The sequence below is a fragment of the Paraglaciecola sp. MB-3u-78 genome, from assembly GCF_002835935.1.
In the GTDB taxonomy this organism is placed as follows: domain Bacteria; phylum Pseudomonadota; class Gammaproteobacteria; order Enterobacterales; family Alteromonadaceae; genus Paraglaciecola.
In genome coordinates, this window is sequence record NZ_PJCF01000003.1 from 588,649 (window position 1) to 602,333 (window position 13,685).

Sequence of the window (13,685 nt, forward strand, 5' to 3'; positions counted from 1 at the left end):
TGCTTTATTACACTGGGTGTCTAGATTTTATCCTGCTGGTTTATCTGAATCTACGCAATGAGCAAGCAGTCTTTGGAACATTGAATCTCAAACATATATTTGTAAGACTACCTGATGCTTAAAAATCAATAGGGTATAGCAATACAATAAAAATCAGTTATTCGAACTCGCACAAAATATTATGACTATACCGAATTTTTATTACTATTTATCCAGAGCGCAGGTTAATTAGTTTGCTCAATATTAGGCTAATGAGTAAGAGCCGCAACAATAAAACTCGTTTGGAAATTCACTTTGACTATAGCGCGTCAACTATCTTGACCGGTCAGCGGCAATTATCTTGACCAGTTGCCACCGTTTTATTTCCCTTCTTTCATAGCTGTTTTTCTGCGATAACTTTCTCCTGTTAATTGAATGATGTGAGCATGATGAACTAGTCTGTCTATAGCGGCGACGGTCATGGTGGTATCTGTAAATAGCTCGTCCCAGTCTTCGAACGATTGATTTGAGGTTATGATCAAGCTATGTCTTTCATAGCGATGTGCAATCAGTTCAAACAGCACGTTGGTTTCTTGTTCGGTCTTTTTAACGTAACCAATGTCGTCAATGATAAGCGCTGGGTATTTATCAAGTTTGTTGAGTGCATCTTGTAATTTGAGTGACTGTTTGGCTTCTTGTAGCTGTTGGACTAATGCGCTGGCTGAGTAGAATTTCACACGGGTACCCGCTTCAATCAGGCTGTACCCTAAGCTACTCGCCAGATGTGTTTTACCTACGCCACTGGCTCCGAACAACAATAAATTAGCACCCTTTCTTACCCAGTCGTGATTGTCCGCAAGCTCGTACATTCTCGCTTTGTTAAGGCCTTCAATGGCCGTGAAGTCGAAGCCACCTAAGTGCTTGCCAGACGGCAGCAGCGATTCTTTTATGTAGCGCATTTGACGTTTGTCAGTGCGACTGGCCAGTTCAATATGGCATAGTTCACTGAGATACTGTTCGGGTCGCCATTGGTCGTGCAAGGCTTTATCAGCAATAGCTTCCCACTGCTCTGTAACGGCACTTAAACGTAGTTGTTTGAGCATTAAAGGCAATGAAGCCGTTGCACTATTCATGACGACCGCCTTGCAGTAACGACTGGTATTGCGACAACTGATGCTGCATCACATTTACCTGTGGGATGTCCTTAGGCTTCGCGCCAAAGCGCTCCTGGCAATCAAATAAGCTCGGTAATCGACTGATATTGAGTTGGTTAGTTATGAAGCGACCTAAGCGCATTTCATTATCCAACTTGCTGCCCAGATGTAATATTCTGACCATGTAACGGCTGGCATCATCTGCCTTCATGGTAGCCTCAACGTACTGCCAGATGGTGCGGTAATCCTCATTAGGCAACAACTCATCACGCCATTGTGAGCATCTAAAAGCCCTTGGCTTTTTCACGAGTGCGTCGATTACGTGTTTGTAATTGACGCTGCGTTTGCGTGTTGCACCTGACGCATAAACGCGCTCTAAGCGATAGGTCAGTTCGTGGCCTAAGAACAAGTCTAAGTGGTCATCATAGACATGCACCTTTACCTGACTGTCCACTAATCGAGAGGGCACCGTGTACATGACACGTTTCACATTGATGGTACTGGTGCGCGTCACTCGCACGTATTCTTGTGAGTAATTGACGCTCTTATGCACAGGTAAGTCTTGTAATTGTCGCTGCTCTTGCGCGAACTTAGCGGCAATGCGTTTATTGCGCCGACTGGTGACGCTTTGAACGAAGGACTCATATTCTACCCGGCAATTAAAATCGAATGAGCCTCGCACTTTAAGGGCTTGCTCAACCTGAGATTTAATATGGCGATTACTTGATTCAATCGCGCCATTCTCATGCGCTACGCCGGTATTATTGCGCGTTGCAATAAACCCATAGTGCGCGATCAACTCTTGATAACTGGCGGTAAAATCCTCAACGGAACTGTTGTTTTTATACGCGGCACTTAAGCTATCTGTACGCACTTCCTGAGGCACACCTTCGCTTTTAGCAAACGCATTTTGTAAGCCATCGGAGAAGGCAGCAAAGCTTTCTCCACCATAAATAACGTGTGAGTACACCCAACCGCTGGCGGGCAAACGATAATTAAACAGCATGTGTTTAAACGTCTTACCATCAATGGTTACGGGACTCTTGATGTGGGTAAAATCACATATCCCGAGCTTTCCAGGTTCATGGTGCTGCATAAACATCACGTCTTGAGCAGGACCATGTAAATGTCGCCACTTGCGGATACGCCGCTCAAGTGTTCGTCTGGATGATGAACTGAATTTATCGGAATGGGCATCGCATAAGTGGTCGAAGACACCAACAGGGCTTATGTTTGCATCTTGCTTTAATAGCGGTAAAACAACTGTATCCCATATTGATTCAAGCGGATCTACTCTGGTTCGCCACCCTCGTTTATTCTTTTTAGGTTGGTGTCGATTACCTTCAATACGACCGGCAGTGCTGACGGAAATGCTAGATTTACTCGCTGCGACTTCCTGTGTGAAATTCTCTCGTAACTTCATATATAACCTGATTTGTCTTTCTGTAATGTGATTACCCGACACTGAATTCCCTCCGAATTTCAGTATCGAACCTTAACAGAACGACCGGTCAAGATGGTTGCCGCTAGCTGGTCAAGTTAATTGTCGCTTAATACTTTGACAAAATCAGTTCGTCATTCACTTCATTTTCTTTGGTGTGTACCTCGGTCAAGAAGTACCGCATTCGAAAAAATGATGGTCAATTCTGGCCAGTTTAATGTTATTGGGGAGCCATTTATTGATATTTATAAACAAGGAATGCTCTCATCACATGATGTTCGAATAACCCAGAGAAATTTCAATCAGGTTTTTGACTCGCTTTCCCAGAATAGTCTGCTACAGCCCGTTTTTGTGAAAGATATGGCTTACCATGTCACCCCTTTTATTTCAGATAGTCAGATATTATCAGCCCAACATACCTTTTTAATCAGAGACCCTAAATTATCTATCCCTTCGCTTTTTAAAATGCGTGAAAATTTCCATGAAAATGAGACCGGATTTACAGGCCAGAGCACGTTATTTAAAAGAATATATACATTGACGGGAAACAAGCCTTTCATTGTAGATGCTGAACAACTAATCAGGTCCCCAATCAAAACTGTCGGTCGCTACTTTGATTCTATTAAACATGTAATGCCTAAAGATGTTTTAGATTGGCATCCCGGTTCGAGGGACGAATGGAAAGAAAGGGAGTCTTGGCATATTGACGCTATTAACAGTAGTGGATTTGTTGATACAAAAAGAGACGTAAAAACAGAACCCTTACCTTCACGCATTGCACAAATCATCCAGAAAAACATGGTGCCCTATAATTATATGTGGGAACAATTGTCTCAACAAAAACTGGATGTAAGTTGAAATAGGTAAATAAAATTATAACCCCTCCAGGGTAATCACCTTGCATACTTACGGGATCTGCACAGGCAAAAATAACAATCAAAAAATCCACTGCTTTACGTCGCTATTCCTGCCACGATTCTCATTAAAAAATCAGCGCATATAAAAAATCAACTTATTTTTCAGTATCTTCTGTATGAATTTTGAGCTATGTTAAAAAAATGTAAATTGTATGTGGCATTTTTCAACAGTCTACTAGTATCAATATTACTAAGTATGAAATAGGAAATACATCAATGAGTCACTTCTCTCAGGTGCAGGATTTATTGCTACATAATCAACAATTACACGCTCGCACCGCAACATATTATGGCGAGTTTTCGGCTGAATCTGACGACGAAAGGGTCAAAATGTTTCTTAAAACCTTAGTCAATCCATTCGTTAGTCACTTTGAAAAACAAGATAGTTTGTAGTTAATTTTAGTAGCGCCTTACGGACGTTGTAAGTGATAAGTCCAGAAAGGTAATTTCGACAATAATGATCGAAAGAACTAATTAATTTTTGGGGTAATGTTTTATGACACAAGCGCTGATTGAACTGTGGCCAATTCTGTTGTATTTCACTTTCACATTGGTTTTATTGGCCGCTGTGATGTTCGCATCGTCTTTGTTGGGTCCCCGAACCCGTGGTCATTCTACGCATTTACCCTATGAATCCGGCATTCTCTCCTTGGGCAATGCCCGCGTTAAGTTTGCTAATCACTTCTTTTTATACGCTATATTTTTTGTCATTTTCGACTTAGAAACCTTGTTTCTATTTGCTTGGGCTATTTCCTTTGAGCAGGTTGGGGTAACAGGCTTTATCGAAGCGTTAATTTTCATGCTTATTCTACTCGTCGCTTTGGTGTATTTATGGCGAATTGGCGCACTCAATATTCTTAAAAGACAGCTACCGGAGCAACATTAATGGATTGGAATCTCAGCGACCCTAACGTGGTGCCCAAACAGCTGCCAGTAATCGATGAATCGGTTCGGGAGGACATAAAAAAGAACGTTATCTTTACCACCTTGAACAATATGGTCAATTGGGGTCGTAAAAACTCAATCTGGCCTTTTAACTTTGGTTTGTCCTGTTGTTATGTGGAAATGGCCACCAGTTTTACTGCACGACACGATATCGCCCGCTTTGGGGCTGAAGTGATCCGTGCTACGCCAAGAGAAGCTGATTTAATTGTCATTTCAGGTACCGTATTTCGGAAAATGGCACCTGTTGTAAAACACTTATATGATCAATTACTCGAGCCTAAGTGGGTCATATCCATGGGCAGTTGTGCCAATTCGGGCGGCATGTATGACATCTATTCTGTGGTGCAGGGCGTAGACAAAATCTTACCGGTTGATGTGTATGTACCCGGCTGTCCACCACGGCCCGAAGCCTTGATGCAAGGTTTGATGTTGTTACAAGATGCAATCGGTCGTGAGCAACGCCCACTCAGTTGGGTAATTGGTGAAGACAGCAAGGTCAGTACCATTGAAAAGCCCAGTCAAAGAGATATTCATAATAGCGAACGTATGCGTGCTCGTGATCTCACTCCACCGGATAGGGTGTAGGTATGGGGCAACCTTCGAAGGCAAGTTTACTCAACGAAATTCAGTTATTGTTGGCAGGCTCTCACTTACAAGAAGAAACCACGGCCGATGAAATCCCAACCCTGTGGGTAGAGCCAAATGACATAGTGGTCTTGTGTGATGCTTTGCGTTTTAAACTCACCGCACCCTTTGATTTCTTGTTTGATCTTACTGCCATAGACGAAACCACACGGCAGCATAATGTGATAGCACAGCGCCTTGATTTTACTGTGGTCTACTTATTGCGCTCATACGCACGCAATCAGGACTTACGTCTTAAAGTCGCACTGCCACAAGATTCAAAATCACTTGCCTCTGTCACTTCTATTTGGCCAAACGCCAATTGGTATGAGCGTGAAGTCTGGGACTTATTTGGGATTACATTTACCGGTCATCCTTGTTTGCGCCGAATAATGATGCCGACCACATGGCAAGGCCATCCTTTGTGTAAAACTCATCCAGCCCGTGCCACAGAAATGGGCAAATATAGTTTGCCCGATGATATTCGTGACTTGGAGCAAGAAGCTTTAAAATTTAGCCCCGCAGACTGGGGGCTTGAACCAAAAGGTAATCCTGAAGAATTTATGTGGCTTAACCTTGGGCCAAATCACCCCAGTGTGCATGGTGTGTTCAGGATCATGTTACAGCTTGATGGCGAAGAGATTGTTGAGGCTATACCTGATATTGGTTACCACCATCGCGGTGCAGAAAAGATGGGCGAACGCCAAAGCTGGCACTCCTACATCCCCTACACTGACCGCATCGATTACCTAGGCGGGGTCATGAATAACCTGCCTTATGTGATGGCCCTTGAAAAACTCGCGGGTATTGAAGTGCCAGAGCGGGTCAAAATCATCCGGGTGATGATGTCTGAAATGTTCCGTATTCTTAGTCATCTGTTGTTTTACGGCACCTTTGCTCAAGACATTGGTTCGTTATCGCCCATTTTTTATATGTTTGTTGATAGAGAAAAACTGTTTGGCATTGTTGAAGCGATCACCGGCGCACGCATGCATCCTGCTTGGTTCAGGATCGGTGGTCTGGCAGCTGACTTACCCAAAGGTTGGGACAAGATGGTCACCGAGTGGCTTGATTATATGCCGGCCAGAATGGCTGACTACGATCAGATGGTGATGCAAAACAGCTTAATCAAAAAACGCGCGGTCGGTATCGGTGCTTACGATACCGCCACTGCCATAGATTGGGGCGTCACAGGTCCAGGTTTACGGGCCACCGGCTTTGACTGGGATCTCCGCAAAAAACGCCCTTACAGCGGATATGAAAATTTTGATTTTGAAGTACCTCTGGGCACACGTGGTGATTCTTATGACCGATGTGCAGTGCGGGTCGAAGAAATTCGCCAAAGCATGCGTATCATTCGTCAATGTGTGAACAATATGCCAGCAGGGCCATACAAAGCAGACCATGCATTGACCACCCCACCACCTAAAGATCGCACCATGCAAGATATTGACAGCCTAATTCCGCATTTTTTAAGTGTCAGTTGGGGGCCCGTCATTCCTGCTGGCGAAGTGATGATGGAAGTGGAAGCAACCAAAGGCAGCAACGCTTATTATCTTACCAGTGATGCCGGTACTATGAGTTATCGAACCCGAATTCGAACACCATCCTTCCCTCACTTACAGATGATCCCAGTGATGGCCAAAGGACAAATGATCGCCGACTTGATAGCAACAATTGGCAGCATCGATTTTGTTATGGCGGACGTAGACCGATGAACAAAACCATTCCCATCACCTTGATAGACCCACAGGCAGAAGTACCAGTTGACTACCGCGAGGTGCTCAGTCAAGTTGAAATTTCTGCTATAGAACACGAATGTGCTTTATATGAAAGTCGCCCCGCTGCCGCCATAGATGCCCTACAAATAGTGCAACGTGAGCGCCGTTGGATAAGCGACGAAAGCCTGTACGCTATTGCTGACATGTTGGGAATGTCAGCCACCGAATTAGAAGGCATTGCCACTTTCTACAATCTTATTTACCGCCAGCCGGTGGGACAACACGTTATCCACTTGTGCAATAGCATTACGTGCTGGTTACATGATTATCAAAGTATTGCCGAGCATTTACGCCAGACCCTTAACATTGAATTTGGTCAAACCACGGCAGATGGCAACATCACTTTACTGCCTAATGTGTGTTTGGGTTGCTGTGACAAAGCCCCCGCGTTGATGTTAGACGGTGAATTAGTAGAAAGTCTGGATATCAACGCTATCGACAAGCTGCTACAAGGGCTGAAAGGGATGAATGGGATGAAAGGAGGCGAAAATGTTTAAGCCATTAAGCCAACACCTGGACCTCAACAACCCACAAAATCTAATCGCTTACCAAAGCACCGGCGGTTATCAAGGATTTAGCAATGCCCTAAACATGCAGCCTCAGGATGTGCAGCAGCAAGTCTCAGATTCCAAGCTCAAAGGCCGTGGTGGCGCAGGTTTTATGACAGGTATGAAGTGGAGTTTTGTGCCAATGGGCGAAGGTGCACCACAACATAAATATCTGGTGTGTAATGCCGATGAAATGGAGCCAGGCACATTCAAAGACCGCTGGCTGATGGAAGGCTCGCCCCACTTACTGATTGAAGGCATGATGATTGCGGCCTACGCCATAGGTGCGGATGTGGCTTACATATTTTTACGGGGCGAATACCGACTGTGTGCCACGCGTTTGCAACAAGCCATAGATGAAGCTCAAAGCGCCGGATTACTTGGCGACAATATTAATGGCAGCCACTACTCACTCAAATTGCATCTTCACACCAGCGCAGGGCGTTATATCTGCGGTGAAGAAACGGCGCTTATCAATGCATTAGAAGGCAAACGCGCCAACCCACGGGCCAAACCCCCTTTCCCACAAGTCGCGGGGTTATTCGGCCGTCCGACCATAGTCAATAACTGTGAAACCCTGTGTAACTTGCCTTGCATTCTTAAAAACGGCTCAGACTGGTACCAGCAATTATCCAGCGGCGCTGACACCGGCAGCAAAATTTATGGCATCAGCGGACGAGTCAAAAACGCCGGTTTATGGGAGCTGCCCATGGGTACAACGGCAGGCGAAATTTTCAAATTAGCCGGCGGTATGCAACAAGGATTAACCTTGCGTGGCTGGTTACCCGGCGGCGCTTCAACCGACTTTTTATTGCCCGAACATTTAGATATTCCCATGGAATATGACGCCATTGCTAAAGCCGGGAGTCGTATGGGCACAGGTGTGATTATCGCTTTAGATGACAAACACTGTCCGGTGGGTATGGTGCTGAATTTATTACAATTTTTTGCCCAAGAATCTTGTGGTTGGTGCACACCTTGTCGTGATGGTTTGCCCTGGGCGGTAGAAATTTTAACTCGCATAGAAAATGGCCAAGGCAGTCAAGATGATATCGACGCCTTGCTGCAACTATGCGGTTTTATGTGGCTAGGTAAAACCTTTTGCGCCCTTGCACCTGGAGCAGTCGAGCCGTTGCGCAGTGGTATGAAATACTTTGCCGATGATTTTCAGCAGCATATTGATCACAAGGAGTGTCCTCACAGACATTAATTTATGGCTAAAATATTTATCGACAATCAACAATACACAGTCAACGATGGACAAAACCTGTTACAGGCCAGTCTTTCGCTAAAATTAGACTTACCCTATTTTTGTTGGCATCCGGCAATGGGCTCGGTAGGTGCGTGTCGACAATGTGCCATGACCCAATATCAAGACGAAAACGATACTCGCGGTCGATTAATTGTAGCCTGCATGACGCCGGTCTCGGAGGGCATGCGCGTGAGTATGCAACAACCGGCTGAAAAAGAATTTCGCGATCAAGTTATCGCTGCACTGATGACTCATCATCCCCATGATTGCCCGGTTTGTGCCGAGGGTGGGGAATGTCATTTACAAGATATGACCGTTATGGCGGGACATCACGAACGCAGTTACAAAGGTAAAAAAACCACCTTTAAAAATCAAAATTTAGGTCCTTTAATCAAACACGAAATGAATCGCTGCATTACCTGTTATCGCTGTGAACGTTTCTATAAAGATTATGCCGGAGGCAGTGATTTAGCTGCACAAGCGTCAAAAAATCATGTGTATTTTGGCCGTCAGCGAGATGGTGTATTGCAAAGTGAGTTTGCCGGGAATTTGGTAGAGGTTTGTCCCACTGGTGTATTTACTGACAAACCCTTTGGCGATCACTACGCCCGTAAATGGGATCTACAAGCTGCGCCTTCAGTTTGTCAACACTGTTCAGTGGGCTGTAACATCAGTTTGTCTGAGCGTTATGGCTCGGTTAGAAGAGTCACCAACCGCTTGAACGAACATCTCAATGGTTATTTCCTGTGTGATCGTGGCCGCTTCGGTTTTGGTTTTGTAAACAGTGATCTACGTCGTAAACACATTTTAACTAAGGGCGAACCAGCAAACTGGGCCGACTCAGCCGTTAGTGCCAAATTAACCGGCTCAGCACCTTGGCTGGGCATTGGCAGCAGCCAAGCTAGTCTGGAAGATAACTTTGCTTTGCAACAACTTGTTGGTGTGGATAATTTCAGCCTAGGTCTGGACTCCAATCAAGAAGACTTACTCGCCACCCACATGGATATTTTAGCGCAATGGCCGAGTGCCAGTTTGGCTGAAATGGAACAGGCCGATGCCATAGTCATACTCGGTGAGGATGTGAATAACAGCGCGCCGCGTATTGCGCTATCCATCCGTCAGGCCTTATTAAATAATGCCCGTGAACAAGCGGTAAAATTGCGTGTGCCTGATTGGCAAGATGCGGCAGTGCGCAGCATTGCACCCCATCACCCGGTACCTTTAGCTTACTTAGGTTATGGGCAATCTGATCTAAGCAAACAAGCCACAATACATCTGATATGCGACGATAAACGTGCGGCTGAACAAGGTTTTATATTAGCCGGTTTGTTAAACGAAAAAGCCCCTAAAGCCAAAGTTCGCAAAGTTGATGCACAAACCCTGTTGCTGGTGGACATTCTAAAAACAGCCAAACGCCCCTTGATAGTGACCGGTTGGTCGGCAAATAATCCGGCATTGTTAGCTGCTGCCGCTAATATTCGCAAGGCGCTGGCTAGTTTAGAGCAAGAGCAAGACCACAGTATGTTGTGCATTGTGCCGCCCGAAGCCAATACCTTGACTTTAGGGCTATTGATGCAACAAGGTTATTTGCCTGCTGAGCAAGTAAAGGAAAAACTAGCTGCCGCACAAACCAATCTTTTGGTCCTCGATCACAGCAGCTCTAAATTTAACGCGCAACTCGATGAACTTCGCTCCAATTCAGTAAATATAATGCGAATAAGCCAACTAGGTGAACCAACTAAAGATGAAGTGAATCTGCCAGCATCAAGTTTTAGCGAGTGCAGCGGTACTCAACTTAATTATCAGGGACTGCTACAATCTTACATTCCAGCGACCAAACCTGCTGGGCAATGTTTACCAGCTTGGCAGTGGTTAGTGAATATTGCCAAGTTACGCCAACATACACTGGGGAGTATTAGTGACTTAGGCCAATTAAGAGATAAAATCTCTCAATTGTATCCACATTTCACGGCCCATTGGCTACAACATCATCACGGACAGTTGGCCTTACAAACTCCCAGAGCCAGTGGCCGAACAGCCATGTTAGCAAACCAAACAGTGCATGAGCCAAAGCCTTTTTCTGAAGCAGGTGCTGGGTATAAACAGAGCATGGAAGGGTTTAAGGCGGGGCAATATAGTGACGAACCATTAGCGTATAGCTGGTCACCAGGTTGGAATTCAAATCAATCCAACCATAAGTTTCGGGACGAATATCGCAGTGACACACTCACCGCCCAAGGCGGAGTGCGCTGCGTGACTGCCGTGCAAAATAAGCAGTGGTTTAAATGGTCGCCACAATGGTCTAAGTCCAACAAAGCAAAATGGCAATTATTGCCCTTGCAAAAAGTATTTGGCAGCGACAATCTAAGTTTACATGCATTGCCTGTCGCCCAACTTAAGGTGCAAGCACAAGTTGTAATGAGCCAAGCACAAGCACAAAAACTCGAAATAGCGGCAGGACAATTAGTCTATTGCGATGATAACTCAACACTTTTTCACGTCGTTGTTAACCCACAAGTGCCTGTGAATAGTCTGTTGATATATGTACCAGCTGACCAATATTTCCCGTTGCAACATTGCGAACAGCTAACACTTGCCACAGCAAAGCAAACCCAGGAATACACAGAGCAATTACAACGTGCCCTCGTTAATCAGACTAACCAAAAGCAGACTCAGTTGCAGAATTTGCGAGCCCAAGACCAAACCATTCCCATTCACTTTATTGAGGGAGTGGTCTGATGCCAGAGTTAGATTTGATATTATTGATCGCCGCCATGGTGGCCATTTTAGTGCCAACTGCTGCTATGTTGGTCTGGTTTGAAAGACGTTTGCTGGGCTTCTTTCAGCAACGTTATGGACCTAATCGGGTTGGCTATTTTGGCATTTTACAATCTTTGGCTGACTTGATAAAAATCCTCTTTAAACACGACTGGATCCCACCTTTTGCCGACAGACCAGTGTTTGTATTGGCACCTCTGATTGGCGCAATGGCCATATTAATGAGTTTTGCAGTTATCCCCATGGCGCCAGGTTTAGTGGTATCAGACAGCAATATTGGTTTGTTGTTTTTTCTCGCCATGACCTCAATGGCAGTCTACTCGGTGGTGCTGGCTGGTTGGGCGTCTAACAATAAATATGCGGTATTGGGGGGAATGCGAGCAGCCGCTCAAACCATTAGTTATGAAGTGTTTATGGGGGTGTCTTTGCTTGGCGTGGTGATCTTAAGTGGTAGCTTCAAACTCACTGACATTGTGTTAGCACAAGAGGGCATGTGGTATGTCATTCCTCAGTTTCTTGGTTTTGTGATTTTTATCATTGCCGGTGTGGCGGAAAGTCATCGCTTGCCTTTTGATTTACCAGAAGCGGAAACAGAGCTGGCAGCAGGTTTTCACACCGAATACTCGGGGATCAAATTTGCACTTTTTTTCCTCGGTGAATATCTGGGCATGATGTTGATTTCGATGATGATCACCACCTTGTTTTTAGGTGGCTGGCTGGGCCCTTGGTTACCGCCTTTTGTGTGGTTTGTATTAAAAACCATGGGTTTAATCTGTTTCTTTATTTTGCTGCGTGCATCCCTGCCTCGTCCACGTTTTGACCAGTTATTAGAATTTGGTTGGAAATGGATGTTACCTCTTGCTTTGCTCAATTTAGTGGGCACCGCTGTTGTTCAACTATGGGGAGACTTTTAACTATGTATTCTCAAATTAGAACCATGTGGACTGTATTCAAACATCTGTTTGATCGAACCGATACGGTGCAATATCCAGAACAAAAACCTTATTTAGCACCGCGATATCGAGGGCGTATTGTGCTGACCCGGGATCCTGATGGGGAAGAAAGGTGCGTGGCTTGTAATTTATGTGCAGTGGCCTGCCCAGTAGATTGTATATCCTTACAGAAAACCGAAGATGAACAAGGGCGTTGGTCTGCCGATTTTTTTCGGATTAATTTCTCCCGCTGTATTATGTGTGGTTTGTGTGAAGAAGCTTGCCCCACCTACGCGATCCAACTTACGCCCGATGTTGAAATGGCAGAATACGATCGGCAAAGCATGGTGTATGAAAAAGAACATTTACTGATAGACGGCTCAGGTAAATATCCCGATTACAACTTCTACCACAAAGCAGGAATAAGTATTAAAGGTAAAGACAAAGGTGAAGCCGACAATGAAAAGCCTCCTGTGGATATCAGGAGCTTAATGCCATGAATGCTGAACTGTTATTTTATGTAAGTGGCAGCATAGCAGTCGTCGCCAGCCTGTTTGTAGTGACCAATAAAAACGCGGTACATGCCCTGTTGTATTTGGTGGTGAGTTTGTTGGCTTTGGCCATGTGTTTTTATTTACTCGGTGCGCCTTTTGCTGCGGCCCTACAAATCATCGTTTATGCCGGGGCAATTATGGTGTTGTTTGTGTTTGCGGTGATGATATTTAACATCAACCAATCAGACATTGACCGAGAAAGTCAGTGGCTGAAGTGGCAATACTGGGTGGGTCCCTCAGTGTTAGTGATGATATTACTGGCTGAAGTGGTGTGGGTGCTGCAATCCCAGCAGACATGGTCTCCTAGTGAGGTGCAATTAGTGGATGCTAGAGCTGTGGGTAGCTTATTGTTTGGCCCGTATTTATTGGCCGTTGAAATTGCCTCTTTCTTATTATTGGCAGGGTTGGTGGGTGGTTATCACTTAGCCAAAGAACTGCCCCAAAAAGCCATTAACAAACAGGACCATAAATTATGACAGTGCCAATTGAACATGGTTTTGTGCTGGTTGCCATCCTTTGGGCCATTGGCCTTATCGGTTTGTTAAGCCGCAAAAACACCTTATTTATGTTGATGTCCATGGAAATTATGCTGAATGCAGGTGCCCTGGCCTTTATTCTGGCCGGCAGTTTATGGCAACAAGCCGATGGACAAGTCATTTATATTCTTATCCTCAGTGTTGCCGCCGCCGAAGTAGGACTTGGACTGGCCTTGCTGATACGTTTACGTGAACATATTGGCGATTTAGATATCGACAAACTAGACGAGTTGAGAGGCTAAAC

General features: G+C 45.0%; 14 protein-coding genes. 12 read left to right on the forward strand and 2 right to left on the reverse strand.

The window, feature by feature from the left end; all coding sequences use genetic code 11:
- Window positions 1-359: 359 nt before the first annotated feature.
- Both istB and istA read right to left on the reverse strand, forming a co-directional pair.
- Window positions 360-1,112, reverse strand: coding sequence for an IS21-like element helper ATPase IstB (gene istB / locus CXF95_RS06465; RefSeq protein ID WP_101197899.1), 753 nt, complete (start codon window positions 1,110-1,112; stop codon window positions 360-362).
- On the reverse strand, window positions 1,105-2,598 hold the full coding sequence (gene istA, locus CXF95_RS06470) for an IS21 family transposase (RefSeq protein WP_101197900.1): 1,494 nt from the start codon (window positions 2,596-2,598) through the stop codon (window positions 1,105-1,107). Before istA ends, istB begins: the two co-directional genes overlap by 8 nt.
- A gap of 93 nt (window positions 2,599-2,691) precedes the next feature.
- Between istA and CXF95_RS06475 the strand changes: the two genes are divergently transcribed.
- The 12 genes from CXF95_RS06475 (at window position 2,692) to nuoK (ending at window position 13,683) form a co-directional block, all read left to right on the forward strand.
- A complete protein-coding gene (locus CXF95_RS06475) occupies window positions 2,692-3,432 on the forward strand; it encodes a hypothetical protein (RefSeq protein ID WP_255418902.1) in 741 nt (246 codons plus the stop codon).
- Window positions 3,433-3,707: 275 nt separating this feature from the next.
- On the forward strand, window positions 3,708-3,884 hold the full coding sequence (locus tag CXF95_RS29525) for a hypothetical protein (protein WP_157828093.1): 177 nt from the start codon (window positions 3,708-3,710) through the stop codon (window positions 3,882-3,884).
- A gap of 103 nt (window positions 3,885-3,987) precedes the next feature.
- Complete coding sequence (gene ndhC / locus CXF95_RS06480; protein ID WP_101197902.1) at window positions 3,988-4,377, forward strand: NADH-quinone oxidoreductase subunit A; 390 nt, start codon at window positions 3,988-3,990, stop codon at window positions 4,375-4,377.
- Window positions 4,377-5,021, forward strand: a complete 645-nt coding sequence (locus CXF95_RS06485; RefSeq protein ID WP_101197903.1) for an NADH-quinone oxidoreductase subunit B family protein — start codon at window positions 4,377-4,379, stop codon at window positions 5,019-5,021. The genes ndhC and CXF95_RS06485 overlap by 1 nt, the downstream gene beginning before the upstream one ends.
- Window positions 5,022-5,023: 2 nt before the next feature.
- Window positions 5,024-6,778 (forward strand): NADH-quinone oxidoreductase subunit C/D, encoded by a 1,755-nt coding sequence (gene nuoC / locus CXF95_RS06490; RefSeq protein WP_101197904.1) that lies wholly within the window; start codon window positions 5,024-5,026, stop codon window positions 6,776-6,778.
- The gene (gene nuoE / locus CXF95_RS06495; RefSeq protein WP_101197905.1) at window positions 6,775-7,338 is read left to right on the forward strand and encodes an NADH-quinone oxidoreductase subunit NuoE; all 564 of its coding nucleotides are present in this window, start codon (window positions 6,775-6,777) and stop codon (window positions 7,336-7,338) included. Before nuoC ends, nuoE begins: the two co-directional genes overlap by 4 nt.
- Window positions 7,331-8,599 (forward strand): NADH-quinone oxidoreductase subunit NuoF, encoded by a 1,269-nt coding sequence (gene nuoF, locus CXF95_RS06500; protein ID WP_101197906.1) that lies wholly within the window; start codon window positions 7,331-7,333, stop codon window positions 8,597-8,599. The genes nuoE and nuoF overlap by 8 nt, the downstream gene beginning before the upstream one ends.
- Window positions 8,600-8,602: 3 nt before the next feature.
- Window positions 8,603-11,380, forward strand: coding sequence for an NADH-quinone oxidoreductase subunit NuoG (gene nuoG, locus CXF95_RS06505; protein ID WP_101197907.1), 2,778 nt, complete (start codon window positions 8,603-8,605; stop codon window positions 11,378-11,380).
- Window positions 11,380-12,333 carry an NADH-quinone oxidoreductase subunit NuoH gene (nuoH, locus tag CXF95_RS06510; RefSeq protein WP_101197908.1) on the forward strand — a complete coding sequence of 318 codons (954 nt, stop codon included), beginning with the start codon at window positions 11,380-11,382 and terminating at the stop codon, window positions 12,331-12,333. Before nuoG ends, nuoH begins: the two co-directional genes overlap by 1 nt.
- A gap of 2 nt (window positions 12,334-12,335) precedes the next feature.
- Window positions 12,336-12,851: an NADH-quinone oxidoreductase subunit NuoI gene (nuoI, locus tag CXF95_RS06515; protein WP_101197909.1), complete on the forward strand. Its 516-nt coding sequence runs from the start codon at window positions 12,336-12,338 to the stop codon at window positions 12,849-12,851.
- Window positions 12,848-13,381, forward strand: coding sequence for an NADH-quinone oxidoreductase subunit J (gene nuoJ, locus CXF95_RS06520; RefSeq protein WP_101197910.1), 534 nt, complete (start codon window positions 12,848-12,850; stop codon window positions 13,379-13,381). The genes nuoI and nuoJ overlap by 4 nt, the downstream gene beginning before the upstream one ends.
- On the forward strand, window positions 13,375-13,683 hold the full coding sequence (nuoK, locus tag CXF95_RS06525) for an NADH-quinone oxidoreductase subunit NuoK (protein ID WP_232787690.1): 309 nt from the start codon (window positions 13,375-13,377) through the stop codon (window positions 13,681-13,683). The genes nuoJ and nuoK overlap by 7 nt, the downstream gene beginning before the upstream one ends.
- The last annotated feature ends 2 nt before the right edge of the window (window positions 13,684-13,685 follow it).